Origin of the sequence: Streptomyces sp. NPDC101160, assembly GCF_044768205.1 — a bacterium.
In the GTDB taxonomy this organism is placed as follows: Bacteria; Actinomycetota; Actinomycetes; order Streptomycetales; family Streptomycetaceae; genus Streptomyces.
On the sequence record NZ_JBIWPJ010000004.1, the window covers coordinates 122,268 to 146,584 of the forward strand.

The following is a 24,317-nucleotide window of genomic DNA, read 5'->3' on the forward strand; positions in this document are numbered from 1 at the left end:
CGATTTACCCGATGCGCTCGACGCGCTCGATGTGACGCTCATGGGCATGGCACCTCGGAAGTTCCGCCTGGCCGTCCGTGCGACGGTCCGGGACGGCACCCTACCCGCGGGTCGCTACTCGGCGGTATGGCGCGCGGCGCGCTTCTTGCGCCGCCACAGCACGAGCGGGAGCGCACCGGCGACGCCCATGGCGCCGGGGGCCACGGCCAGCGCCTGGTTGAGGCCGGGCTGGTCGAAGGTGTCGGGCACGGGCAGGGTGGACCAGCGGGTCACCGGCCAGGCGATGACGACGGCCCGGCCGACGACCTCGTCGTTGGAGACGGTGCCGCCGCCCGCGAGCTCCATGTGGAAGCGCGAGTCGAGCGAGTTCTGCCGGTTGTCGCCCATGACCCAGATGCGGCCCTTGGGGACCTTGACCGGACCGAAGGCCGGGTCGCAGGGCACCGAGCCGGGGCGGAGGTAGGTCTCGTCGAGCTCCTTGCCGTTGACGACGACCTTGCCGCCCTCCTTGCAGGAGACGGTGTCGCCGCCGACCGCGATGACCCGCTTGATCAGGTCCTTCTCCTCGGCGGACGGCATCAGGCCGATGAAGCTGAGGACCTTCTGCAGCACGTTCGGCTGCGGGGTCGGCTCGCCCTCCAGCCAGCCGCCCGGGTCGTGGAAGACGACGACCTCTCCACGCTCGGGCTCGGAGCCGAACCACGGGGTGAGCTTGTCGACGAGGACCCGGTCGCCGCGCTGCAGGGTGTTCATCATCGAGTCCGAGGGGATCGAGAACGCCTGCACCAGGAAGGTCTTGATCAGCAGCGCGAGGACGAGCGCGATGCCGATGAGGAGCGGCAGTTCCTTCCAGAAGGAGCGCTGCTGCCGCGGGCGGCGGCCGTCGCCGGCGCTCTCCTCGCCGGACTCGCTGTCGCCGTCGCCGCCTCCGGTGCCCTGGGCGCCCGCGGGGCCATCGCCGTCCCCGGCGCCCGCGTCGCGGGGCGCGCCGGGCTCCGGCCGGTCCGTGGAGTCATCGGTCATGGCCGCCGCCGGCGGGTGGGGCCGCTGGGGCCTCTCCTCGGGCTCGCCGTGTCCGGAACGTGCGCCGACGGCCACATCCCCCACATCCACTCCTCAGTCCGTGCGCTCGCCCGTCCCGGAACAGGGACAGGCCCACCACTCCCATAACGAGCAGAAGTTCCGCCGGGGTCGGGAGCGGGGGCATTCCGTTCAGATTCCGCTGGGACACACTATGCGACGGACCTGTGGCCGCCGACTGCGCCACGGCCTGCGGCACGGACGCGAACGTCGACCGTTCCTCCAGCCGCCGCCAGTGGCCGAACGGCCAGGCGATGACGACGGCGCGGCCCACGATCTGCTCCTCGGAGACGGTGCCGTGGTCCGGTTCGTCGAGGTGGTAGCGCGAGTCGGCCGAGTTCGACCGGTGGTCGCCCATGACGAAGATCCGCCCCTGCGGGACCTTCACCTCGAACGGGATCTTCGAGGGCGGGTTCCCCGGGTGCAGGTACGGCTCGTCCAGCGGCACTCCGTTGACCGTGATCCGGCCGTCCTCGCCGCAGCACTTCACCGTGTCGCCGCCGACCGCGATGACCCGCTTGATCAGGTCCCGTTCGTCGGCCGAGGGCATCAGGCCGATGAAGGTCAGGGCCTGCTTGAGCTGTTTGACGCCCACCGGGTCGTCGGCGGGCGGCGCGGTCTCCTGCTGGAGCCAGTTGCCGGGGTCCTGGAACACGACCACGTCGCCGCGCTGCGGCTGCGCGCCGAACCACGGCGTCAGCTTGTCGACCAGGACCCGGTCGTCGATCCGGATCGTCTGCTCCATGGAGCCGGACGGGATGACGAACGCCTGGACCAGGAAGGTCTTCAGGACCAGGGCGATGAGGACGGCGACGCCGATGAGGACCGGGATCTCGCGGACGGCGGAGCGCTGCCGGCGCCGCTTGACCTTGCGGGCCAGCTTGCGCCGCTCGGCCCGCCCCGGCAGCGGTGCACGCGACTCGTCGTCCGGCCCCGTGCCCGTACCCGCACCCGAAGCGCCCCGGCCGGCGGGGGCCTTGCCGCGCCTACCCATGGGCGTGCCCGCTCCCCGAACTCACGGGCCCGACCCCGTGCCCGCTCCCCGGACCCGCGGACCCAACCCCGTGGCCGCTCCCCGAACCCGCGGGCCCGACCCCGTGGCCGCTCGCCGTCCACTCCGGTACGGCGTCGAAGGCGTCGGTGTCGGCCACCGTGGACCAGCGGCCGAACGGCCAGCCGATCCAGTCGGCGCGGCCGATGACCTTGTCGACGGGGACCATCCCGCCGCCGGGCTGGCCCAGGTGGTCGCGGGAGTCGGAGGACTGGCTGCGGTGGTCGCCCATCACCCACAGGGTGCCGTCGGGGACGACGATGTCGAAGGGCACGCGGGACGGCTGGTCGCCCAGCATCACGTACGTCTCCTTCACCGGCACGCCGTTGACGCTGATCCGGCCGTTCTTGTCGCAGCAGACGACCCGGTCGCCGCCGGTGCCGACGACCCGCTTCACGAAGTCGGTCTCGTCGGGCTCGGCGAGACCGAGGGCCGCGGCGGCGGCGTGCAGGGCGCCGGTGATCGGGTTGCCCGCGGGCTGCTCCTCGACGAAGGAGCCGGTGCCGTCGAAGACGATCACGTCGCCGCGGCGCGGCTCGCTGCCGAAACGGTACGCCAGCTTGTTGACCAGGATGCGGTCGCCGACCTGGAGGGTGGGCTCCATCGAGCTGCTCGGCACCAGGAAGGGCTGCAGCACGAAGTGGCTGAACAGCAGCAGGAAGACCATGCAGGCCACACCGAGCAGCCCGGTGCGCCGCCAGGTCAGGGTGCGCTCCGGAGCGGCCGCTTCACCCTCGGACTCGGTGTCCCCGGAAACCCCGTCGGGCTTGGTGTGCCCGGAAACGCGCGCGGAGCGCGACCGCTCCTCCTCGCCGGAGGAGCGATCGCGCTCCGTGTGCTGTGCTTCGGTGTCCATCGGGGGCAGAGCTTATCCCGCCACCCTGTGGGACCGAGCTCAGTTGTCGCGCTTCTCCTTGATCTTGGCAGCCTTGCCGCGCAGCTCACGCAGGTAGTAGAGCTTGGCGCGACGGACGTCACCGCGGGAGACGAGCTCGATCTTCTCGAAGATCGGGCTGTGCACCGGGAAGGTGCGCTCGACGCCGACCGAGAACGAGACCTTGCGGACCGTGAAGGTCTCGGAGACGCCCGAGCCCTGACGGCGGATGACGACACCCTTGAACTGCTGGATACGGGAGCGGTTGCCCTCGATGACGCGAACGTGGACGTTCACGGTGTCGCCGGGGCGGAAGGCCGGAACGTCGGAGCGCAGCGAACCGGCGTTGACCTGGTCGAGCAGGGAGGCCATGGAGGTCTCTTTCCTCGCTGATGCCACAGGTCATCAGCGGTACGTACGAATAGATGGAGATCGTCGTGCGTCTGAGGCGGGCGTCCTCCCCCTGTGGCAGGGGCGCGCGCCGGACGTACGACAGCGGCCTATTCTTCCACGGCCTCGGGCCCGCGCCAAAATCGGCCGCCGGGCTCGGGGGCCCAGCCCAGCATGGAGAGGATCTCCCGGTCCTTCTTGTCGAAGGCCGCCGGGTCGGTGCGCTCGATCAGGTCGGGCCGGTTGGCGACGGTACGCCGCAGGGCCTCGTCCCGGCGCCAGCGCGCGATCTTGCCGTGGTGCCCGCTGAGCAGCACGTCCGGGATGTCGCGGCCGCGCCACACCGGGGGCTTGGTGTAGACGGGGCCCTCCAGGAGGTTGGCCATGGCGCCCGGGGCGAAGGAGTCGTCCTGGTGGGACTCGGCGTTGCCGAGGACGCCGGGCAGCAGCCGGGCGACGGCCTCGGTGATGACGAGGACGGCGGCCTCGCCGCCGGCGAGCACGTAGTCGCCGATGGACACCTCGTACACGGGCATCCGGGTGGCGTACTCGTCCATCACGCGCCGGTCGATGCCCTCGTAGCGGGCCGGCGTGAAGATCAGCCAGGGCCGCTCGGAGAGTTCGACGGCGAGTTCCTGGGTGAAGGGGCGGCCGCTGGGCGTGGGCACGACGAGGACCGGGCCGTGGGCGCCGGCCTCGAAGCCGTCGGCGATGGTCTGGTCGAGGGCGTCGCCCCAGGGGTCGGTCTTCATGACCATGCCGGGGCCGCCGCCGTACGGGGTGTCGTCGACGGTGTTGTGCCGGTCGTAGGTCCAGTCGCGCAGGTGGTGCACGTGGACGTCGAGCTGTCCGCGGGCGCGGGCCTTGCCGACGAGCGAGACGTTCAGCGGTTCGAGGTACTCGGGGAAGATCGTGACGACGTCGAGGCGCATCAGACGGCGTCCTCGCCCGCGTCCCCGGAGGCTTCCGCTTCCGCCTCGGCGTCCCGCGCGGAGGCGACGACGGCCTGGCTGTCGTCGATCAGGCCCGGCGGCGGGGTGATGACCGCGCGCTGGTTCTCCAGGTCGATCTCGGTGACGATCTCCGAGACGAAGGGGATCATGACCTCGCTGCCGTCCGGCCGCTCGACGATGAACAGGTCCTGGGACGGCAGGTGGGAGATCTCGGAGATCACGCCGATCTCGGTGCCGTCGGCGAGGACCACGTCGAGGTCGACCAGCTGGTGGTCATAGTACTCGTCCTCCTCCTCGGGCAGCTCGTCGGGGTCGACGTCGGCGATGAGGAGGGTGTTGCGCAGGGCCTCGGCGCCGTTGCGGTCGCGGACGCCCTCGAAACGCAGCAGCAGCCGGCCGCTGTGCACCCGGCCGGACTCGATGGTGAGGGGCCCGGCGGAGGCCGGGTCCGTGTGCAGGACGGCGCCGGGTCCGAGCCGCAGCTCGGGCTCGTCGGTCCGCACCTCGACGGTGACCTCGCCCTTGATCCCGTGGGCCCGGCCGATCCGCGCGACTACCAACTGCACTGGTGAACTCTCCCCTTTTTGCGGCTAAACCGCCGCCGCTCTCGCGGAGGTGGTACCTCTCCGTCGTGGTTGCTCAATTAATGGTTGCTCTTGCCGGCGGGCGAAACGACTCAGGCCGGGGCGGGCGCGTGCGCCCTCCCCGGCCCGTGCCGGTGTCAAACTTTCAGCGGACCTGGTCCACGTCGACGAGGTCGACGCGGATGCCGCGGCCGCCGATGGCACCCACGACGGTGCGCAGCGCACGCGCGGTGCGGCCGTTGCGGCCGATCACCTTGCCGAGGTCGTCGGGGTGGACCCGGACCTCGAGAACGCGGCCGCGACGCAGGTTGCGCGAGGCGACCTGCACGTCGTCGGGGTTTTCGACGATGCCCTTCACGAGGTGCTCGAGAGCCTCCTCGAGCATGATCAGGCCTCGGTCGACTCGGTGGACTCGGCCTCAGCCTCGTCCGCCTTGGCCTTCTTGGCCTTCGGGGTGATGGCCTCACCCTTGGCGTCGTCGCCCTCGAGAGCCTTGGCGAACTCGTCGAAGGTGGCGCGCTTGGCTTCCTTGGTCGCCGGGGCGAGCAGCGGCTTCTCCGGGGCCGGGAGGCCCTTGTGCTTCTGCCAGTCACCGGTGAGCTTCAGGATGGCGAGAACCGGCTCGGTCGGCTGGGCGCCGACGGACAGCCAGTACTGCGCACGCTCGGAGTCGACCTCGATACGCGACGGGTTGTACGTCGGGTGGTAGATGCCGATCTCTTCGATCGCGCGACCGTCACGGCGGGTGCGGGCGTCGGCGACGACGATGCGGTAGTGCGGCTGGCGGATCTTGCCGAGACGCTTGAGCTTGATCTTGACTGCCACTGGAGTGGTGTCTCCTGAACTTGACGTGGTTGGGCACTTGAGATGCCACGTGGGGTTGCGGTACTCGGGTGCCCGATGGACGCGTCAGCCGGAGGAGAGAGGGGTCCTGTGCGACTGTCGAGTACAGCTAGCCATTGTGCCACACGCCTGGGCCTCAGCTTGCGGCGCCCACCGTCTCCGGGATCCGGAAGGGCTTGCCGCAGCCGCCGCAGACGATCGGCGCCTGGGCGAGCACGGACGGGACGACGCGCACGTTCCGCCCGCAGTCGCAGACGGCCTTGACCCGCACGCCGCCTCCGGAGGAGCCGTGCCGGGCGGCCGGTCCGCGGAAGGTGCGCTTGGTGTCGGCGGCGGTCGCGACCGTGTGGGCCTTGAGAGCGCGCTGCAGCCGCTCGATGGTGGGCCGGTAGCGGCGCCTGGCCTCCGCGTTCAGGGTGACCAGGGAGAAGCCGCTGCTGGCGTGCGGTTCCTCGGGATGGTCCAGGCCCAGCTCCTCGGCGATCGCCAGGAATCTGCGGTTGTGGTAGCGGCCGGCGCGGGAGGTGTCGCGGACGCCTCGGGCGGCGGCGATGCCATGGACTGCCTCGTGGAGCAGTCGCTCGAAGGAGAGCTCGGCGCCACAGGCGGACGAGGACTCTCCGATCAGGGACTCGGGCGCGGCAAGGTCCGGCAGCTCGGGGTGGTGCCGCTGAATGTCGGCCCACGCCTGCGCCAGTTCTGCGGCGAGGACAGGTGGTGTCGTGCTCACGTCGGGTACAACGACGCGGATCCCCTCCGGGTTCCATTCCGGGGCAACTCAAATATTTTGCACGTACCCGTCAGTCGGTGCGGAGGTGTGGGGAGCCGGTACGTCTCGTACGTACGGCGCATACGCCCCGGCGCGCGGGATGGTCACGCACGCGGGGGGCGGTGCGGAGGGACGGGCGTGGGAGGGACAGTACCGGGTCGTGCGCCCGTTCCGGACCGTGGCCCCCGTCTCCGGGCGGCCCGCGCGCGGAGGTTGGCCGGGGGCCGTACGAAGGTTGGCCGGGGTCCGTCGGCCGCGAGCACTGGACGGGGGCCGCGATGCGCAGTTCCCTGGCTACGGGGGGCTGTCCAGGGGGTTGTCGTCAGGCACGGATTGGGGCGCTTTCCATGACACCTACGCTCGTCCCGCACCACCCCGCGCGCGACTGGGCCGAGATCCAGGAACGCATGCTCGTCCCGCTGTACGAGGCGGTGTACGACCGGCTCGGCGTGGGCGCCGGGTCGCGGGTGCTCGGCCTGGGCTGCGGCTCCGGCCTCGCCCTGCTCATGGCGGCGGCGCGGGGGGCGCGGGTGGCCGGCGTCGACCGGGACCGCGCGCGCCTGGCGCTGGCCGCGGAGCGGCTGCCCGGGACGCCGCTGGGCACGGACCCGGCGGACACGGGGGTACGGGAGGCCGGCCCGTACGACGTGATCACCGCGTTCCACGGGGCGGCGGGGCTGGCCGACGTCACCCGTCTGGCCGAACCCGGCGCGGCTGTCGTGGTGGCCGGCTGGGGACCGCCCGAGCGCTGCGCGACGGCGTCGGTGCGGCGGGTCGCGGCGCGGCTCGCGGGCTGGCACGCGGCGGAGCACGACGCGCTGCGGGACCGCCTGGCGGAGGCGGTCGGCGGGGCGGGGCTGCGGCCGTCCGGCTCGGGCCGGGTGGCGTGCCCGTTCGGCTACGCGGACCGGGACAGCGCGGTGCGCGGGCTGCTGTCGACGGGCGAGTTCGACGCGGCGGTCCGGGTGACCGACCCGGACCAGGTCGAGAAGGAGCTCCTGGAGGCCCTGGAGCCGTACGCGCGCCGGGACGGCACGGTGTGGATGCCGAACGTGTTCCGGTACGTGGTGGCGCGGGTGCCGTAGGCCGGTGAACCGGGTCGCGTGAACCGGGCTCCCGTGAACCGGGTTCGCGCGAACCGGGCCGCGGGCCCCCGTGAACCGCGTTTGCCTGAACCGGGTGCGGGAACGGCGGTAGTACGTCAGCTCCGCGCGGGTTTCCCCGCAGTACGTCAGCTCTGCGCGGGTTTCGGCGTCAGCTCTCCTTGTCGAGCCGCGGGATGCCCGCCACCCGGTACGCCTCCGCCTCCTCCAGGGTCTCGTTCTCCAGGAGGGCGTCGGCGAGGGCGTCGAGCTTGTCGCGGTGCTCGCGCAGCTGCCGCAGCGCGCTCTCGTAGCACTCGTCGACGATCCGGCGCATCTCCGCGTCGACGCGGTCGAGGGTGGCGGGCGCGGCGGAGAGTCCGTACGCCTGCTGGGCGTCGCCGGGGATGGCGGTGAGGCGGCCGACGTGTTCGCTCATGCCCCAGCGGCCGGCCATGCCGCGGGCGATGTTGGTGACCTGTTCCAGGTCGTTCTCGGCGCCCGTGGTGATGACGCCGAAGACGACCTGCTCGGCCGCCATGCCGCCGAGGGCGCCGATGATCCGGCCGCGCAGATAATCCTCCGTATAGGCATATTTATCGGACTCGGGTGTGGACAACGTGACGCCGAGGGCGCGGCCGCGCGGCACGATGGTGATCTTGCGGACGGGGTCGGCGCCGGGCTGGAGCATGCCGAGCAGGGCGTGGCCGCTCTCGTGGTAGGCGGTGCGGCGGCGTTCCTCGGCGGGCATGACGAGGGGGCGTTCGGCGCCGAGCTGGACCTTTTCCAGGGCGTCGGAGAGGTCGGACCGGGTGACGGCCGGCTGCTGGCGCTTGACGGCGAGGAGGGCGGCCTCGTTGGCGAGGTTGGCGAGTTCGGCGCCGGTCATGCCGGGGGTGGTCTTGGCGACGTGCTGGAGGTCGACGTCGTGGGCGAGCGGGATCTCCCGGGTGTGGATCCTGAGGATGGCCTCGCGGCCGCCGCGGTCGGGCGGGTTGACGTGGACGATCCGGTCGAAGCGGCCGGGCCGGGTGAGGGCGGGGTCGAGGACGTCGGCGCGGTTGGTGGCGGCGAGCACGATGACGCCCTCGGAGCCGGTGAAGCCGTCCATCTCGGTGAGGATCTGGTTGAGGGTCTGTTCGCGTTCGTCGTGGCCGCCCATGCCGGCGCCGCCGCCGCGGGCCCGGCCGATGGTGTCGATCTCGTCGATGAAGATGATCGCGGGGGCGACCTTGCGGGCCTCGGCGAAGAGTTCGCGGACCCGGGAGGCGCCGACGCCGACGATCATCTCGATGAACTCGGAGGCGGAGGCGGAGAAGAAGGGCACGCCCGCCTCCCCCGCCACCGCGCGGGCGAGCAGCGTCTTGCCGGTGCCGGGCGGGCCGGCGAGCAGCACGCCGCGGGGCATCTTGGCGCCCATGGCGCGGTAGGCGCCGGGGTTCTTCAGGAAGTCGACGACGTCGTTGAGCTCGCCCTCGACCTCGTCGATGCCGGCGACGTCGGCGAAGGTGGTGCGCTTGCCGCCCTCGGCCAGTTCGACGGGCTTGGGCGGGGCCTTGCGGCCGAGCATGCCGCCGGCGCCGCCCATGCCGGCGCTCATCCGTCGGGCGATGAACACCCACAGGAGGACGAGCAGCAGCATCGGGGCGAGGGAGATCAGCAGGTTGGCGAGGAAGCTGCGTTCCTGGACGACGGGTTCGGCGGTGACGACGACGTTGTTCTTGGTGAGCTGCGTCCACAGCTGGTCGTCGGCGAAGGCGGGCCGCTGGGTCTTGAACTTGGTGTAGTCGCGGTCGCCGTTCGGGACGGGTTGTTTGTTCTTGAGCTGGCCCTGGATGGCGTCGCCCTTGGAGTAGATCTTGGTGACGTTGCCGGCCGCGACCTGCTTGTCGAACTCGGTGTACGAGATGGTCGCCTCGTCGCCCTTGTTGAAGAAGGACAGGAAGAGGTTGGCGATCAGGTAGACGACGAGCGCCGTGAGGATGAGCCCGCCCCAGCCGCCGGGCATCTTCTTCTTCGGCGGCGGGGGCGGCGGGGCCCCTTCCGAGCGCCAGGGCTGGTCGGTCCGCTCGCGCGGGGGCACGGAGTTGGCCACGGGCTCTCCTCGGGGGCTGGCAGTGGCCCCAGTATCGAAGAGCGGGACGATCACGGCATTACGGGCGGGCCGACCTGATGAAAAGGGGCCCGCGGCGGTTTCGTACCGCCGCGGGCCCCTGAGGAACTCCGGGGACTCCGAGGCTCCGGGGACTCCGAGAACTCCGGAGACTCCACGGACTCCGGGGCTCCGGGATTTCCGGGGACTCAGCCCATGAACTTCTTGAACTCGTCCGGGAGCTCGAACTCGCCCGGGCCCTCGCCCGCCGCCGGCAGTCCGAACGCGCCGCCGGCCTGCGCCTGCTCGCGGCGCTCGGCCGCGGCCTGCTCCTCGGCCTTCCGCTTCATCGGGTTGCCGCTCTTGCGCTTGCCCTTGGCCTGCTTGACCTGCTTCTTCTGCCGGCCGGGGCCGCCGCCCATGCCCGGGATCCCCGGCATGCCCGGCATGCCGCCGCCCTGCGCCATGCGCGACATCATCTTGCGCGCCTCGAAGAACCGCTCGACCAGGCCCTTGACGGCGCTGACCTCGACACCGGAACCCTTGGCGATACGGGCGCGGCGCGAGCCGTTGATGATCGTCGGGTCCTGGCGCTCGGCCGGGGTCATCGACTTGATGATGGCGCCGACGCGGTCGACCTCGCGCTCGTCGATGTTGTTGATCTGCTCCTTCATCTGCGCCATGCCGGGCAGCATGCCGAGGAGCTTGGAGATGGAGCCCATCCGACGGACCTGCTCCATCTGGGCCAGGAAGTCGTCGAGGGTGAAGTCCTGGCCCTTCTTGGAGGCCAGCTTGGAGGCGACCTTGGCGGCCTCCTCCTGGCTGAAGGTCTGCTCGGCCTTCTCGATGAGGGACAGGATGTCGCCCATGCCGAGGATGCGGGACGCCATGCGGTCCGGGTGGAACGCGTCGAAGTCGTCCAGCTTCTCGCCGTTGGAGGCGAACATGATCTGCTTGCCGGTGACGTGCGCGATGGAGAGCGCGGCACCACCGCGGGCGTCGCCGTCGAGCTTGGAGAGGACGACGCCGTCGAAGCCGACGCCGTCGCGGAAGGCCTCGGCGGTGTTGACCGCGTCCTGACCGATCATGGCGTCGACGACGAAGAGGACCTCGTCGGGGCTGACGGCGTCGCGGATGTCCGCGGCCTGCTGCATCAGCTCCTGGTCGATGCCGAGGCGGCCGGCGGTGTCGACGATGACGACGTCGAAGAGCTTGGTGCGCGCGTACTCGATCGAGTCCTTGGCGACCTGGACCGGGTCGCCGACGCCGTTGCCCGGCTGCGGCCCGTAGAAGCCGACGCCGGCGCGGTCGGCGACGACCGAGAGCTGGGTGACGGCGTTGGGGCGCTGGAGGTCACAGGCGACGAGCAGCGGGGTGTGGCCCTGGGCCTTGAGCCAGACGCCGAGCTTTCCGGCGAGGGTGGTCTTACCGGCACCCTGGAGACCGGCGAGCATGATCACGGTCGGCGCGGTCTTGGCGAACCGCAGGCGGCGGGTCTCGCCGCCCAGGATGCTCACCAGCTCGTCGTTGACGATCTTGATGACCTGCTGCGAGGGGTTCAGCGCCTTGGAGACCTCGGCGCCGAGGGCCCGCTCCTTGACGTTCTTGATGAACGCCCGGACGACCGGCAGGGCGACGTCGGCCTCGAGGAGGGCGATACGGATTTCCCGAGCCGCGGTATCGATGTCCTGCTCGGAGAGGCGACCTTTACCCCGGAGGGACTTGAAAGTCGCGCTGAGGCGGTCGGAAAGCGTATCGAACACGGTGGTCGCGATTCCTCGGGTCGGGGTGGGCAGTCACCCAAGGGTATCCGGCCCGTACGGGACCGGGTGGGCGCCCGGTCACCGCAGCGCCTCCTCCAGCGTCTTCGCCAGCCCCGCCGCCTCCTCCGATCCGAGCAGCGAGCCGTCCGGCCGCGTCACGTACAGCGTGTCGACGGCGTTCGCGCCGAGCGTCGAGACGTGGGCGCTGCGCACCCTGACCTCGGCGCCCTCCAGCGCGCGGCCGATGCGGTGCAGCAGGCCGGGGGCGTCCTGGGCGCGGACCTCCAGGACGGTGGCGAGGCGGGATTCGGCGGCGGCGACGGTGACGCGGGGCGGCGGGGCGGCCACGCCGCGGCGGCGCGGATAGGCGGCGTCGCGTTCGGCGAGGCGGGCGGGGACGTCGAGGGAGCCGTCGAGGGCGCGGACGAGGTCGGCGCGCAGCCGGTGGGCCTCGGGGAGCGAGCCGTACTCGGCGGCGACCCGCCAGTCCAGGACGAGCACCGGGCCGTCGCCGATTTCCCGGGGCAGGGCGACGGCGCGCAGGTCGGCGGCGCGGACGGTGAGGCGGTGCAGGGCGAGGACGCCGGCGACGGCGGGGAGCACGCCGGGGCGTTCGGGGAGGGCGACGAGGAGTTCGACGCCGACGGGCTCGGGCTCCTCGGCCTCCGCCGTCGGCTCGTGGGCGTGCAGGGTCAGGACGGGTTCCCCGGTCCGCAGCGCCTCGATGGCGAGCCGTTCCTGTTCGGCGCTGGGCGCGGCGGCCTCCGGGTCGGGCGGCTCCTCCCCCGCGAGCACGCCGGAGACGCGTTTGACGAGGTCGGCGACGAGGGAGGCGCGCCAGGCGGACCAGGCGGCGGGGCCGGTGGCGAGGGCGTCGGCCTCGGTAAGGGCGTGCAGGAGTTCCAGGGCGTTCTGGGTGCCGACGGCGGCGGCGACGGTCTGGACGGTGGCGGGGTCGTCGAGGTCGCGGCGGGTGGCGGTCTCGACGAGGAGCAGGTGGTGGCGGACGACGGTGGCGAGGACGGCGACGTCGGCGCGGTCGAAGCCGATGCGGGTGGCGAGGTCGCGGGTGATGGTCTCGCCGGCGACAGAGTGGTCGCCGGGCCAGCCCTTGCCGATGTCGTGGAGGAGGGCGGCGACGAGGAGGAGGTCGGGGCGGTGGACGCGGCGGGTGAGGGAGGCGGCGCGGACGGCGGTCTCGACGAGGTGCCGGTCGACGGTCCAGGTGTGGACGGGGTTGCGCTGGGGGCGGCAGCGGACGCGTTCCCAGTCGGGCAGCAGGCGGCTGATGATCCCTTCGGCCTCCAGCGCCTCCCAGACGGGGACCGTGGACTCGCCGGCGCCGAGGAGGGTGACGAGGTCCTCGCGGGCCTCGGCGGGCCAGGGCACCGGCAGCGGGCTCGCGGCGGCGGCGAGGCGGCGTACGGCGTGCGGGGAGAGCGGGAGTCCGGCCTGGGCGGCGGCCGCGGCGGCGCGCAGTGGGAGGACGGGGTCGCGTGCGGGGAGGGCGGTGAGGGCGAGGACGGCCTCGCCGTCCATCTCGACGACGCCCTCGGCGAGCGGGGTGCGGGTGACGACCGGTTTCCCGGCGCGGCCGCCGAGCAGGGAACGCAGCCGGGGCGGGCGGGCGGCGCGGGCCTTGAGGACGCGGCCGACCTCGCGCCAGGTGACGTCGGAGGCGTACGAGATGGTGCGCGCGGCCTCGTACACCTCGCGCAGCAGGGTGTCGGCGTCGAGCAGGCCGAGCCGGTCGGCGACGGCGTCCTGGTCCTGGAGGGCGAGCCGGTCGGTGGCGCGGCCGGTGGCGAGGTGGAGGGCGTCGCGGGCGTCGAGGAGGCGGCGGCGGGCCTCGTCGAGGCCTTCGCGGGGTGCGTCGGCGAGCCAGGAGGCGGCGACGGCGCGCAGGGCCTGGGCGTCGCGGAGGCCGCCGCGGGCTTCCTTGAGGTCGGGTTCGAGGAGGTACTGGAGTTCGCCGGCGCGTTCGGCGCGGTCGCGGCAGAGCTCGGCGAGTTCGGGGAGGCGGCGGGTGGCCTGGTTGCGCCAGTCGGCGAGGACGGTGCTGCGCAGGGCGGTGGCGAGGGCGGTGTCGCCGGCGACGGTGCGGGCGTCGAGGAGGCCGAGCTGCACCTTGAGGTCCTCGCCGGCGGTCCCGCGGGCCTCGGTGGTGGTGCGGACGGAGTGGTCGAGGGCGAGGCCGAGGTCCCAGACGGGGTACCAGATGCGGTCGGCGAGGGCGGCGATCGCGCGGGCGTCGGCGCTGCCGTCGTGCAGGAGCAGCAGGTCGAGGTCGCTGCGCGGGGAGAGTTCGGCGCGCCCGTAGCCGCCGACGGCGACGAGGGCGGTGCCGGGCGGGGGTGCGGCGGCCTCGAAGAGTCCGGCGAGCCAGCTGTCGGTGAGGCGGGCGAGGGCGGCGCGGCGCGGCGGCCCGGGCCGCTCCTCCTGGTCGAGGAGGCGCAGCCGGGCCGCCGCGTAGCCGCTGGGTCCGGTGTCTTCGGTGTCGTCACGCACGTCGATGTGGGTCACCAGCGGCTCCTTACAAGCTCGGTGCAGGACAAGCTCGGCGCGAAGACGAGCTCGGCGCGGGACGAGCTCGGCGCGGGCTCGGTCGCTCTACAGGGCGTCCGGTCCGCGTTCGCCGGTGCGGACGCGTACGGCGGTCTCGACCGGGACGCTCCACACCTTTCCGTCACCGATCTTGCCGGTGCGGGCGGCCTTCACGACGACTTCGATGAGCTGTTCGGCGTCGTCGTCCTCGACGAGGACCTCGATGCGGATCTTGGGGACGAGGTCGACGGTGTACTCGGCGCCGCGGTAGACCTCGGTGTGGCCGCGCTGGCGGCCGTATCCGCTGGCCTCGGTGACGGTGAGCCCGTGGACGCCGAAGGCCTGCAGGGCCTCCTTGATCTCGTCGAGCCGGTGCGGCTTCACGACCGCGGTGATCAGCTTCATGCGTCGACCTTCTTCTTGTTCTCAGCCGATGTCGATACGGATGCGGTGGCGGCGGAGGTGGTGCGTCCGGCGATGCCGCCGCCCGCCCCGCTGAAGTCGTACGCGGTCTCGGCGTGCTCGACCTGGTCGATGCCGGAGATCTCGTCGTCCTCGCTGACCCGCATGCCCATCGTCCTGTCGATGACGAACGCCAGGACGGCGGAGACGATCAGCGAGTAGGCGAGGACGGAGAAGACGCCGACGGCCTGCTTGCCGAGCTGTTCGAAGCCGCCGCCGTAGAGGAGGCCCTTGGCCTTGGACTGGACGCCGCCGGTGGCGAAGAGGCCGACGAGGAGGGAGCCGACGACACCGCCGACGAGGTGGACGCCGACGACGTCGAGGGAGTCGTCGTAGCCGAACCTGTACTTCAGGCCGACGGCCATGGCGCACAGCAGACCGGCGATGGCGCCGATGGCGATGGCGCCGAGCGGGGAGCAGGAGCCGCCGGACGGGGTGATGGCGACGAGGCCGGCGACGGCGCCGGAGGCGGCGCCGAGGGTGGTGAAGGAGCCGTGGCGGAGCTTCTCGTAGGCGAGCCAGGCGAGCATGGCGGCGGCGGTGGCGACCTGGGTGTTGACGAACATGACGGCGCCGACGCCGTCGTCGTTGCCGAGCCACGAGCCGGCGTTGAAGCCGAACCAGCCGAACCAGAGCAGTCCGGCGCCGAGCATCACGAGCGGGAGGCTGTGCGGGCGCATCGGGTCCTTCTTGAAGCCGACGCGCTTGCCGATGACGAGGATGACGCCGAGGGCCGCGGCACCGGCGTTGATGTGGACGGCGGTGCCGCCGGCGAAGTCGATGACGCCCATGTCGAAGAGCCAGCCGCCGGTGCCCCACACCCAGTGCGCGACCGGGAAGTACACGATCGAGACCCACAGCGTGATGAAGAGGGCCCAGGCGCTGAACTTGACCCGGTCGGCGAGGGCGCCGCTGATGAGGGCCGGGGTGATCACGGCGAACATCAGCTGGAAGACGGCGAAGACGTACACCGGGATGGTGTAGCCGTCCCAGAGCTCGGTGAGGCCGATGCCGCTGAGGCCGACGTAGTCGGAGGACCAGGCGAGGACGGAACCGATGTCGGTGCCGAAGGCGAGGCTGAAGCCGAAGAGCACCCACAGGATCGTGACGATCCCGAGGCTGATGAAGCTCATCATCAGCATGTTGAGGGTGGACTTCACTCGGACCATGCCGCCGTAGAAGAAGGCGAGGCCCGGGGTCATCAACATGACCAGGGCGGAGCAGATGAGCATGAACCCGGTGTTGGCGGCGGACAGCGTGGGCGCGTCCGCTGCCAGGGTCGTGATGGCTGCTGCCATCGGCGTCTCCTCGTCGTCGTTGCGGCCTGTGCGGGGCGGGGCCGAGGGGGCGGGGCCGGGCCGCGGGCCGTGAGGGGGGCCGGGGCCGGGGGCCGGTTATGCGCCAGAGATTCGCGCAGGCCGGTTTCCGCCGATGCCGCTCGATGTTTCGCCGCAGTGACGAAGGCGCCGGGCGTGTTACGCGGCCGTGAACGGCCGGGGCGCCGCCGGCCACCGCTGGACGCGGGGCGGGCGCGGGTGGACGCAGGCGGGCGCTGCCGGACACGGGTGAACGCGGGCGGACGCGGGGCGGACGCCCGTACACGCAAGCCGGCCGCGTCGGCCGTCCGTGTGTCCGTGCGGCGGGGGAGCCGAGTCGGGGTTACGGGACGGCCGGCGCGGCCGGGGTCTTTGCGGTGCTGAGCGCGACGCTCAGACGGCCTCCGCGGTCTCGGGGAGCAGGGAGGTGAGCCGGTCGGTGAGGTGGACGACCTCGGCGACGTCGCCGAAGTCGCGGGCGGCGGTGTCGACGGTCTTGCGCAGCCGGGTGTTGACCCGCTCGGAGCGGACCTTGCGGGCGATGCCGAGGGCCTTCTCGGCGAGCACCACGGACTGCTCGGGCTCGCGCTTGAGCAGGTGGACGGTGGCCATGCCGATGAGGTTGAGGGCGTACGAGCGCTGGTGCTCGGGGTCCTTCTCGAAGAGCTCGACGGCCCGCTCCATGACGGGCTCGGCGAGCGAGGCGTAGGTCGGGGAGCGTCCGGCGACGTAGGCGAGGTCGCGGTAGGAGTGCGAGTTCTCGCCGTTGAGCTCGGCCTCGGAGAAGAAGCGGATCCAGTCGGGCTCGGGCTCGCCGTCGAGGCCGACGTCGGAGAAGGTGTCCTCGGCCATCCGCACGGCCCGCTTGCACTTGGAGGGCTGGCCCATGTTGGCGTAGGCGCGGGCCTCCATCGCATACAGCATGGCCTGGGTGCGCGGTGTGGCGCAGTCCCGACTGCCGTACTGGGCGAGGTGGATGAGTTCGAGGGCGTCGTCGGGCCGGCCGAGGTGGATCATCTGGCGGCTCATGCTGGAGAGGATGTACGAGCCGAGGGGCTTGTCACCGGCTTCCTTGGCGGCGTGCAGGGCGAGCACGAAGTACTTCTGGGCGGTGGGCTGGAGGCCCACGTCGTAGCTCATCCAGCCGGCGAGTTCGGCGAGTTCGGCGGCGCACTTGAAGAGGCGCTGGGCGACGGCGCCGGGCTGCGGCTCCTGGAGCAGGTCGGTGACCTCGTGGAGCTGGCCGACGACGGCCTTGCGGCGCAGTCCGCCGCCGCACTGGGCGTCCCACTGGCGGAACATCGCCGTGGTCGATTCGAGCAGGTCGAGCTCGACCGGGGAGAGCCGGTGGGTGCGCCGGTCCTCGGCGGGCGCGGGCTGCGGCTCGCCGACCGGGGTGGGCACCAGCCAGCGCTGCATGGGCTCGATGAGGGCGGGGCCGGCGGCGAGCGCGAGCGAGGAGCCGAGGAAGCCGCGGCGGGCGAGCATCAGGTCGCTGCGGGAGAACTCGCTGAGCAGGTTGACGGTCTGCGGGCCGGCCCAGGGCAGGTCGACGCCGGACACGGACGGCGACTGGTGGGCGGTGCGCAGGCCGAGGTCCTCGACGGCGACGACGGAGCCGAAGCGCTCGGAGAACAGCTCGGAGAGGATCCGCGGGATGGGCTCGCGGGGCTGTTCGCCGTCGAGCCAGCGGCGCACCCGGGAGGTGTCGGTGGAGATGTGGTGCGCGCCCATCTGGCGTGCCCGGCGGTTCACCTGGCGCGCCAGTTCGCCCTTCGACCAGCCGCTGCGCACGAACCACGAGCTCAGCTGCTCGTTGGGGCGCTTGCCGGCAGTCGTACCGTCTGCGCCGTTGCCGCCCACTGGAACGCCCCCATCCACCTGATGCCTTGCGAACCCCTGACAGGATGCCGTGTTTCGCGGTGCTCGTCCGGCGTTTCTACTCCTCCGAACAGAAAACCGGGTTGCCTCCGGCATACCCAACCGTGCAAAACACCCCGGGTTCGTGTACCGAAGGTAATCCTACGATCACCCGTCCGGGCATGGCGTTTCAAGAAACGCCACCATTCGCCACCCCTTCGAATGAACTCGCCGCGCGGGGAACACGATTCACTTGACATGTGACAGGACGGGGTCGGTGAACCGGAGCGCGAGGAGGCGCGCGTGACGGTTCGCACCACCCGCCGCACGACCGCACGCCCCTGCCGAGGGAACGACCGGCGCGGGACCGTGGCGGACGGTAGCGGTGCTCCTCCGGTCCGTAACCACCGGCGCGTTCGACCCGTTGGAGGGGGCATGGGCTTCACGATCGGCGGCATTCGTGAGATGCGGTCCGGCTCGCGTCGCCGCGTACGCACCAATGAGTGCACCGCGGTGGCGGAGTACACGGGCCTGTGGGGCTGGGACGCGGTGCCGGGGGCGCGCGCGATGGCCGGCCGGTGCTCCTGCGGCGATCCCGGCTGTACGGCTCCGGGGGCGCACCCGCTGTCCTTCGCCGAGCCGGTCCCGGCGGGCGCGGGGCTCGACGTCGCGACCAAGGCGTGGTCGGAGTACCCGGGCGCGGCGATCATGCTGCCGGTCGGCCGGGCCTTCGACGTGATCGAGGTCGCCGAGGCGGCGGGCCGCCGGGCGCTGGTGCGGCTGGAGCGCATGGGCCTGCCGCTGGGGCCGGTGTGCGCGACGCCGACGGGCCGGGCGCGGTTCTTCGTGGCCCCGGGCGCGGCGGCCGAGCTGCCGCAGCTGCTGTACCGGATGGGCTGGGACGACGCCGGCCTCGACCTGCACGGCCTGGGCGCGGGCGCGCACATCACGGCCCCGCCCTCGGATCTCGGCGGCCACGGGCCGGTGCGCTGGCTGCGGCCGCCGACGCTGGACACGGCGGGCGCGCCGCCCCAGGCGCGGCTGCTGCTCGGGACGCTGGCGTACATCTGCCACCGCACCCACTACTGACCGGCGGCCGCCGACCGGGTCCGGTCACGGAGAAGGGCCCCTGCCGTTGAGCTGCGGCAGGGGCCCTTCTCGTACACCGTGCGGAGGCGGGTCAGTCGCCGATCAGGGCGTCGACGAACGCGCCCGGCTCGAACGGGGCCAGGTCGTCCGGGCCCTCGCCCAGGCCGACCAGCTTGACCGGGACGCCCAGCTCGCGCTGGACGGCGACGACGATGCCGCCCTTGGCGGTGCCGTCGAGCTTGGTCAGGACGATGCCGGTGATGTCGACGACCTCGGCGAAGACGCGGGCCTGGATGAGGCCGTTCTGGCCGGTGGTGGCGTCGAGGACGAGCAGCACCTCGTCGAGCGGGCCGTGCTTCTCGACGACGCGCTTGACCTTGCCGAGCTCGTCCATGAGGCCGGTCTTGGTGTGCAGCCGGCCGGCGGTGTCGATGAGGACGACGTCGGCCTTCTCGGCGATGCCCTCCTTGACCGCGTCGAAGGCGATCGACGCCGGGTCGCCGCCCTCCGGGCCGCGCACGGTGCGGGCGCCGACGCGCTCGCCCCAGGTCTGCAGCTGGTCGGCGGCGGCGGCGCGGAAGGTGTCGGCGGCGCCGAGGACGACGGACTTGCCGTCGGCGACCAGGACCCGGGCCAGCTTGCCGGTGGTGGTGGTCTTGCCGGTGCCGTTGACGCCGACGACCATCACGACGCCCGGGGTGTCCTCCGGGCTCTCGGTCTTCACCGCACGGTCGAGGTCGGCGCCGAGGAGGGCGATCAGCTCCTCGCGCAGCAGCCCGCGGAGCTCCTCGGGGGTGCGGGTGCCGAGCACCTTGACGCGCTCGCGCAGCCGCTCGACGAGCTCCTGGGTGGGGGCGACGCCGACGTCGGCGGTGAGGAGGGTCTCCTCGATCTCCTCCCAGGTGTCCTCGTCGAGGTGCTCGCGGGACAGCAGCGACAGCAGCCCCTTGCCGAGCGAGTTCTGGGAGCGGGCGAGCCGGGCCCGGAGCCGTACGAGACGTCCGGCGGTCGGCTCCGGGACCTCGATCTCGGGAGCGGCGGGCGCCTCGGGAGCGACCGGCTCGGCGACGGGCTCCTCGACGACGACCGGGGCCTCGGCGGCCTCGGTCGCGGTCGGGAGCTCGACCTCCTCGACGGTGCGGCGTGGTTCTTCCCGCGGCGTCTCCGCCTCGTCGCCGACGTGCGGTTCGGCGGGCGGAGCGGTGATGGTCGGGGCGGTGGACGGCGGCTGGGCGGGCGGCAGCTGCTTCTTCTTGCGGCCGCTGACCACGAGCCCGCCCGTCACGGCGACCGCGACGACCAGAGCGATGACTACAGCAAGGATGAGTTCCATAACCGCACCAGTATCGGCCACGCGGCGGCGGAACGCGGAGCACGTACGCTAGGTGGTTCCCCCACATCTGTACGACGGAGTACCCCTATGCCCCACGTGTCCGAGTCCGAAGGCGCGCCGAACGGCGGCGCCCTGGAGAGCCGCGGCCTCGAACCCGTCCCCGACGCCGAGCGGACCGGCCGGGTCCGCGAGCTGTTCCCGACCTGGGTGGCGGCCAACATCAGTGTGCTGCTGCTCACGATGGGCGCCGGCCTGGTCGTCTTCAACGGCCTGAACTTCTGGCAGGTCCTGCTGGTGGCGGCGGTCGCGCCGGTGCTCTCGTACGGGATCGTCGGTGTGATCTCGATCGCGGGCAAGCGCGGTGGGGCGCCCGGCATGGCGCTGTCGCGGGCCGTGTTCGGTCAGCGCGGAAACCTTTTTCCCGGGGCGCTGATCTGGGTGGCGCGCTGGGGCTGGGAGACGATCAACGCGGTGGCGGGCGCGTACGCGGTGCTCACCGTCCTCGACCTGCTTCTCGGCGTGAAGTCGAACACGTTCCTGATCGTGGTGACGCTGCTGGTCTTCGTCTCGCTCACGTTCCTGGTGTCCGGGCTCGGGATCAACGCGCTGCGGGTGTGCAGCAAGTGGTCCACGTACCTCTTCGGTGCCTTCTCGGTGCTGGTCCTCGCCTATCTGGTGGCGGACACCGACTGGTCGGCGGTCTTCGCCAAGCCGGCCGGTTCGACGGCCATGCTGGTCGCCGGCATCGGCACGATCGCGGCGGGCGGCATCAGCTGGGTGCCGTCGGGCCCCGACTTCACCCGCTATCTGCCGCGCACCGCCTCCTCGAAGGGCGTGGTCGGCTCGACCGTCGGCGGCGCCGGGATCGTGGTGCTCCCGATGGTGCTGATGGGCGCGGTGATGGCGGTGTCGACGCCGGACCTGGCCTCGGCGCAGGACCCGGTGTCGTTCATCGGCGAGCTGCTGCCGATGTGGATCTCGGTGCCGTATCTGCTGATCGCGCTGATCGGGATGCTGCTGATCAACTCGATGTCGATGTACTCGGCCGGCTTCACGGCGCAGACCCTGGGCATCAAGGTGCCACGGGCGGCGGCGGTCAGCGTGAACGCGGTGATCAGCCTGGTCTTCGGCTTCCTGCTGATGGTCGTGGCGAGCAGCTTCATCGGCTCGTTCATCTCCTTCCTGACGCTGCTCGCGGTGGCGTTCTCGGCCTGGATCGGCGTCTTCGGCGTGGACATGCTGCGCCGCAGGTCGTACGACGCGGCGGCGCTGATGGACACGACCCGGACCAGCGCGTACTGGTACCGGGGCGGTTTCGCCTGGCAGGCGATGACGGCGTGGGGCGTGGCCCTGGTGGTGGGCCTGCTGTTCACGAAGGTCGACTGGTTCGCCGGGCCGCTGGCCTCGTCCTGGATCGGGCGGAACGGGCTCGGCTGGGCGGCGACGATCGTGCTGGCGGCGGTGCTGTACGCGGTGCTGCCGCGCACTCCCGAGAAGGTTCCGGTGGAGCCGGTCCCGGCCCGCGAGACCGTTTCCATCTGACGCCACGTCAGCTAACGTCCCTCTCCGACATCCAGCGGAGGGGGACTTTCCATGCCGTTCACCGTCGTCCGGTTCAACCTCGTCGACCCGCACGCCGATCCGGTCTCCCTCTCGGCCCGCTACCGGGCCGCCGTCGAGATGGCCGTATACGCGGACGCGCACGGCGTCGACACCGTGCAGACCGAGGAGCACCACGGCGCCGTCAACAACTGGCTGCCCTCGCCCTTCGCCTTCGCGGGCGCGGTGTTCGGGGCGACGACGGGAGGGGCGGCGCGCAGCGCCTCGGTGAGGGGTGGTGGTCGGGCGACGGGCGGGCGGATAGCCGTGACCGTCTCGGCGATCATCGGGCCGCTGCACGACCCGCTGCGGCTCGCCGAGGAGATCGCGGTCCTGGACCTGCTGAGCGCGGGCCGGCTCGTGACGGTCGCCGGGATCGGCTACCGGCCGGAGGAGTACGAGGAGCGCGGCGTCGACTGGGGACGGCGCGGCAAGCTGCAGGACCTGCTCCTGGAGACGCTGCTGGCCGCCTGGTCCGGCGAGCCCTTCACGTATCAGGGCCGTACGGTACGGATCACCCCGCGGCCCTTCACCCAGCCGCACCCGCTGCTCCTGGTCGGCGGCTCGTCGCGGGCGGCGGCCCGGCGGGCGGCGCGGCTCGGGCTGCCGTTCTTCCCCAGCGCGCACCTGCCGGAGCTGGAGACGTACTACCAGGAGCAGTGCGCCGCGTACGGGACGGAGGGCTGGACGATGATGCCGGCCCGCGAGACCCCGCTGCTCCATGTGTCGGAGGATCCGGAGCGGACCTGGGCGGAGTACGGGGAGCACTTCCTGCACGAGGCGCGTACCTATGCCTCCTGGCAGTCGAAGGACATCCGCTCGGCGGTCCGGTCGACGGCGGCGACGGTGGCGGAGCTGCGGGCCGAGGGCGTGTACCGGGTGGTGACGCCGGACCAGTGCGCCGAGCTGGGGCGGGAGCTGGAGAGCCTGGTGCTGCATCCGCTGTGCGGCGGGATGCCGGTGGAGGAGGGCTGGCGGAGCGTGCGGCTGTTCTGCGACGCCGTACTGCCCCGGCTGTGAACACGTACCGCCCCGGATCGAGGCATGGGGCCTCGGTCCGGGGCAGTTCCGTGTGTGAGGAGAGGGGCAGCGGGGTTTAGCCCATCTCCTCCAACGCCTTGCCCTTGGTCTCCTTGACGTACCTGAGCACGAAGGGGATCGAGAGCACGGCGAAGATCGTGTAGATCACGTAGGTGCCGGAGAGGTTCCAGTCGGCGAGCGACGGGAAGCTGGCGGTGATGGCCCAGTTGGCGATCCACTGGGCGGAGGCGGCGACGCCGAGGGCCGCGGCGCGGATCCGGTTCGGGAACATCTCACCGAGGAAGACCCAGACCACCACGCCCCACGAGAGGGCGAAGAAGAGCACGAAGACATGGGCGGCGACGAGCGCCACGACGCCCTGGGTGGTGGGCAGCTTGCCGTCGACGAGGTCGGCGGAGAAGGCCCAGGCCTCGACGGCGAGGGCGATCGCCATGCCGGCGGAGCCGACGAGGGCGAGCGGCTTGCGGCCGACGCGGTCGACCAGGACCATCGCGATCACGGTGCCGATGATGTTGATGATCGACGTGGTGAAGGAGTAGAGGAACGAGCTCGACGGGTCGATGCCGACGGACTGCCAGAGCGTCGCGGAGTAGTAGAAGGCGACGTTGATGCCGACGAGCTGCTGGAAGACGGAGAGTCCGATGCCGACCCAGACGATGGGCAGCAGCGCGAACCGGCGGCCGGCGACGAGCAGGTCCCTGAAGGTGGACTTGTGCTCGCTGCGCATGGCCTGGTCGATCTCGGCGACCCGGCGGTCCAGGTCGACGCCGTGGCCCTCGACCTCGGCGAGCACCTCCTTGGCCTTCTCGGTGCGGCCGACGGAGATGAGGAAGCGCGGCGACTCCGGGATCGCGAAGGACAGCAGGCCGTAGAGGACGGCGGGCACCACCATCACGCCGAGCATCCACTGCCACGCCTCCAGGCCGCCGATCTCGCCGCGCTGCTCGCCGTCGGCGAGCTGGAGGATGCCGTAGTTGACCAGCTGGGAGATGGCGATGCCGACGACGATGGCGGCCTGCTGGAAGGAGCCGAGCCGGCCGCGGTACGCGGCGGGGGCGACCTCGGCGATGTAGGCGGGGCCGATCACGGAGGCCATGCCGATGGCGAAGCCGCCGACGATCCGCCAGAGGGCCAGGTCCCAGAGGGCGAAGGGCAGCGCGGAGCCGACGGCGCTGACGGCGAAGAGCACGGCGGAGATGCGCATGCACTTGATGCGGCCGATGCGGTCGGCGATCCGGCCGGCGGTGGCGGCGCCGATGGCGCAGCCGATCAGGGCGATGGCGATGACCTGGGCGAGGCCTGCGGACCCGATGTCGTAGCGGTCGCGGATCGCCTCTACCGCGCCGTTGATGACGGAGCTGTCGTAGCCGAAGAGGAAGCCGCCCATCGCGGCGGAGGCCGTGATGAAGATGACGTGTCCGATGTGGTCCGGATGGGCCGATCGGCCTTCGGACGAAGGCGGTGTGGGCGCCTGCGCGGTGCTGGTCACAAGGACTCCTCGGGGCTCCGGCAGCGTCGCCGGGCGGTGGGGGGCGAGCCCTTCCAGTGGCGCACAACTTCACGCCGCCCACCACTTGAAGGTAAAAGCAACG

The 24,317-nt window shown here is 71.9% G+C and carries 21 protein-coding genes; 4 read left to right on the forward strand and 17 right to left on the reverse strand.

Features of this window, described 5'->3' with window-relative positions:
* Positions 1-114: 114 nt before the first annotated feature.
* From lepB (ACIRSU_RS13595) to ACIRSU_RS13635, 9 genes are all read right to left on the reverse strand, one after another.
* Positions 115-1,098 (reverse strand): signal peptidase I, encoded by a 984-nt coding sequence (lepB, locus tag ACIRSU_RS13595; RefSeq protein ID WP_403791683.1) that lies wholly within the window; start codon positions 1,096-1,098, stop codon positions 115-117.
* Positions 1,013-2,074, reverse strand: a complete 1,062-nt coding sequence (gene lepB, locus ACIRSU_RS13600; protein WP_403791684.1) for a signal peptidase I — start codon at positions 2,072-2,074, stop codon at positions 1,013-1,015. Before lepB (ACIRSU_RS13600) ends, lepB (ACIRSU_RS13595) begins: the two co-directional genes overlap by 86 nt.
* Positions 2,067-2,987, reverse strand: coding sequence for a signal peptidase I (gene lepB, locus ACIRSU_RS13605; protein ID WP_403791686.1), 921 nt, complete (start codon positions 2,985-2,987; stop codon positions 2,067-2,069). The genes lepB (ACIRSU_RS13600) and lepB (ACIRSU_RS13605) overlap by 8 nt, the downstream gene beginning before the upstream one ends.
* Before the next feature lie 39 nt (positions 2,988-3,026).
* Positions 3,027-3,377 (reverse strand): 50S ribosomal protein L19, encoded by a 351-nt coding sequence (gene rplS, locus ACIRSU_RS13610; RefSeq protein ID WP_362533729.1) that lies wholly within the window; start codon positions 3,375-3,377, stop codon positions 3,027-3,029.
* Between the two features lie 128 nt (positions 3,378-3,505).
* Entirely contained in the window at positions 3,506-4,327 is an 822-nt protein-coding gene (gene trmD / locus ACIRSU_RS13615; protein ID WP_403791688.1) for a tRNA (guanosine(37)-N1)-methyltransferase TrmD, read from the reverse strand.
* Complete coding sequence (rimM, locus tag ACIRSU_RS13620) at positions 4,327-4,914, reverse strand: ribosome maturation factor RimM (RefSeq protein ID WP_403791690.1); 588 nt, start codon at positions 4,912-4,914, stop codon at positions 4,327-4,329. Before rimM ends, trmD begins: the two co-directional genes overlap by 1 nt.
* Positions 4,915-5,077: 163 nt before the next feature.
* Complete coding sequence (locus ACIRSU_RS13625; RefSeq protein WP_056566048.1) at positions 5,078-5,317, reverse strand: RNA-binding protein; 240 nt, start codon at positions 5,315-5,317, stop codon at positions 5,078-5,080.
* A 2-nt stretch (positions 5,318-5,319) separates the two neighbouring features.
* Positions 5,320-5,757: a 30S ribosomal protein S16 gene (gene rpsP, locus ACIRSU_RS13630; protein ID WP_403791692.1), complete on the reverse strand. Its 438-nt coding sequence runs from the start codon at positions 5,755-5,757 to the stop codon at positions 5,320-5,322.
* 154 nt (positions 5,758-5,911) lie between these two features.
* Positions 5,912-6,505: a hypothetical protein gene (locus tag ACIRSU_RS13635; RefSeq protein ID WP_403791694.1), complete on the reverse strand. Its 594-nt coding sequence runs from the start codon at positions 6,503-6,505 to the stop codon at positions 5,912-5,914.
* A gap of 386 nt (positions 6,506-6,891) precedes the next feature.
* Here ACIRSU_RS13635 and ACIRSU_RS13640 point away from each other — a divergent pair, with 386 nt between their 5' ends.
* Positions 6,892-7,629 (forward strand): class I SAM-dependent methyltransferase, encoded by a 738-nt coding sequence (locus ACIRSU_RS13640; protein WP_403791696.1) that lies wholly within the window; start codon positions 6,892-6,894, stop codon positions 7,627-7,629.
* A gap of 169 nt (positions 7,630-7,798) precedes the next feature.
* Here ACIRSU_RS13640 and ftsH read toward each other — a convergent pair whose 3' ends face one another.
* The 6 genes from ftsH to ACIRSU_RS13670 form a co-directional block, all read right to left on the reverse strand.
* A complete protein-coding gene (ftsH, locus tag ACIRSU_RS13645; RefSeq protein ID WP_403791697.1) occupies positions 7,799-9,721 on the reverse strand; it encodes an ATP-dependent zinc metalloprotease FtsH in 1,923 nt (640 codons plus the stop codon).
* A 206-nt stretch (positions 9,722-9,927) separates the two neighbouring features.
* On the reverse strand, positions 9,928-11,481 hold the full coding sequence (gene ffh / locus ACIRSU_RS13650) for a signal recognition particle protein (protein ID WP_403791699.1): 1,554 nt from the start codon (positions 11,479-11,481) through the stop codon (positions 9,928-9,930).
* Positions 11,482-11,559: 78 nt separating this feature from the next.
* Positions 11,560-14,004, reverse strand: a complete 2,445-nt coding sequence (locus tag ACIRSU_RS13655) for a [protein-PII] uridylyltransferase (protein WP_403791700.1) — start codon at positions 14,002-14,004, stop codon at positions 11,560-11,562.
* Positions 14,005-14,091: 87 nt separating this feature from the next.
* Complete coding sequence (locus ACIRSU_RS13660) at positions 14,092-14,430, reverse strand: P-II family nitrogen regulator (RefSeq protein WP_128977495.1); 339 nt, start codon at positions 14,428-14,430, stop codon at positions 14,092-14,094.
* Positions 14,427-15,785 carry an ammonium transporter gene (locus ACIRSU_RS13665; protein WP_403791701.1) on the reverse strand — a complete coding sequence of 453 codons (1,359 nt, stop codon included), beginning with the start codon at positions 15,783-15,785 and terminating at the stop codon, positions 14,427-14,429. The genes ACIRSU_RS13660 and ACIRSU_RS13665 overlap by 4 nt, the downstream gene beginning before the upstream one ends.
* A gap of 411 nt (positions 15,786-16,196) precedes the next feature.
* A complete protein-coding gene (locus ACIRSU_RS13670) occupies positions 16,197-17,666 on the reverse strand; it encodes a hypothetical protein (RefSeq protein WP_403791703.1) in 1,470 nt (489 codons plus the stop codon).
* Between the two features lie 432 nt (positions 17,667-18,098).
* Here ACIRSU_RS13670 and ACIRSU_RS13675 point away from each other — a divergent pair, with 432 nt between their 5' ends.
* Entirely contained in the window at positions 18,099-18,752 is a 654-nt protein-coding gene (locus tag ACIRSU_RS13675) for a bifunctional DNA primase/polymerase (protein ID WP_403791705.1), read from the forward strand.
* A gap of 91 nt (positions 18,753-18,843) precedes the next feature.
* Here ACIRSU_RS13675 and ftsY read toward each other — a convergent pair whose 3' ends face one another.
* A complete protein-coding gene (gene ftsY / locus ACIRSU_RS13680; protein WP_403791706.1) occupies positions 18,844-20,085 on the reverse strand; it encodes a signal recognition particle-docking protein FtsY in 1,242 nt (413 codons plus the stop codon).
* An 87-nt stretch (positions 20,086-20,172) separates the two neighbouring features.
* Here ftsY and ACIRSU_RS13685 point away from each other — a divergent pair, with 87 nt between their 5' ends.
* Positions 20,173-21,627 (forward strand): cytosine permease, encoded by a 1,455-nt coding sequence (locus ACIRSU_RS13685; protein ID WP_403791708.1) that lies wholly within the window; start codon positions 20,173-20,175, stop codon positions 21,625-21,627.
* 51 nt (positions 21,628-21,678) lie between these two features.
* Entirely contained in the window at positions 21,679-22,704 is a 1,026-nt protein-coding gene (locus ACIRSU_RS13690; protein ID WP_403791710.1) for an LLM class flavin-dependent oxidoreductase, read from the forward strand.
* Positions 22,705-22,780: 76 nt separating this feature from the next.
* Here the strand turns inward: ACIRSU_RS13690 and ACIRSU_RS13695 are convergent, their stop codons facing one another.
* Positions 22,781-24,214 carry a sugar porter family MFS transporter gene (locus tag ACIRSU_RS13695; RefSeq protein ID WP_403791712.1) on the reverse strand — a complete coding sequence of 478 codons (1,434 nt, stop codon included), beginning with the start codon at positions 24,212-24,214 and terminating at the stop codon, positions 22,781-22,783.
* Positions 24,215-24,317: the final 103 nt, after the last annotated feature.

Excerpts from the sequence above, each read along its gene's own strand:
- lepB (WP_403791684.1), bottom strand. The coding sequence starts at position 2,074 with ATGGGTAGGCGCGGCAAGGCCCCCGCCGGCCGGGGCGCTTCGGGTGCG.
- lepB (WP_403791686.1), bottom strand. The coding sequence starts at position 2,987 with ATGGACACCGAAGCACAGCACACGGAGCGCGATCGCTCCTCCGGCGAG.
- rplS (WP_362533729.1), bottom strand. The coding sequence starts at position 3,377 with ATGGCCTCCCTGCTCGACCAGGTCAACGCCGGTTCGCTGCGCTCCGAC.
- trmD (WP_403791688.1), bottom strand. The coding sequence starts at position 4,327 with ATGCGCCTCGACGTCGTCACGATCTTCCCCGAGTACCTCGAACCGCTG.
- ACIRSU_RS13625 (WP_056566048.1), bottom strand. The coding sequence starts at position 5,317 with ATGCTCGAGGAGGCTCTCGAGCACCTCGTGAAGGGCATCGTCGAAAAC.
- ACIRSU_RS13640 (WP_403791696.1), top strand. The coding sequence starts at position 6,892 with ATGACACCTACGCTCGTCCCGCACCACCCCGCGCGCGACTGGGCCGAG.
- ACIRSU_RS13660 (WP_128977495.1), bottom strand. The coding sequence starts at position 14,430 with ATGAAGCTGATCACCGCGGTCGTGAAGCCGCACCGGCTCGACGAGATC.
- ACIRSU_RS13665 (WP_403791701.1), bottom strand. The coding sequence starts at position 15,785 with ATGGCAGCAGCCATCACGACCCTGGCAGCGGACGCGCCCACGCTGTCC.
- ACIRSU_RS13675 (WP_403791705.1), top strand. The coding sequence starts at position 18,099 with ATGGGCTTCACGATCGGCGGCATTCGTGAGATGCGGTCCGGCTCGCGT.
- ftsY (WP_403791706.1), bottom strand. The coding sequence starts at position 20,085 with ATGGAACTCATCCTTGCTGTAGTCATCGCTCTGGTCGTCGCGGTCGCC.
- ACIRSU_RS13685 (WP_403791708.1), top strand. The coding sequence starts at position 20,173 with ATGCCCCACGTGTCCGAGTCCGAAGGCGCGCCGAACGGCGGCGCCCTG.
- ACIRSU_RS13690 (WP_403791710.1), top strand. The coding sequence starts at position 21,679 with ATGCCGTTCACCGTCGTCCGGTTCAACCTCGTCGACCCGCACGCCGAT.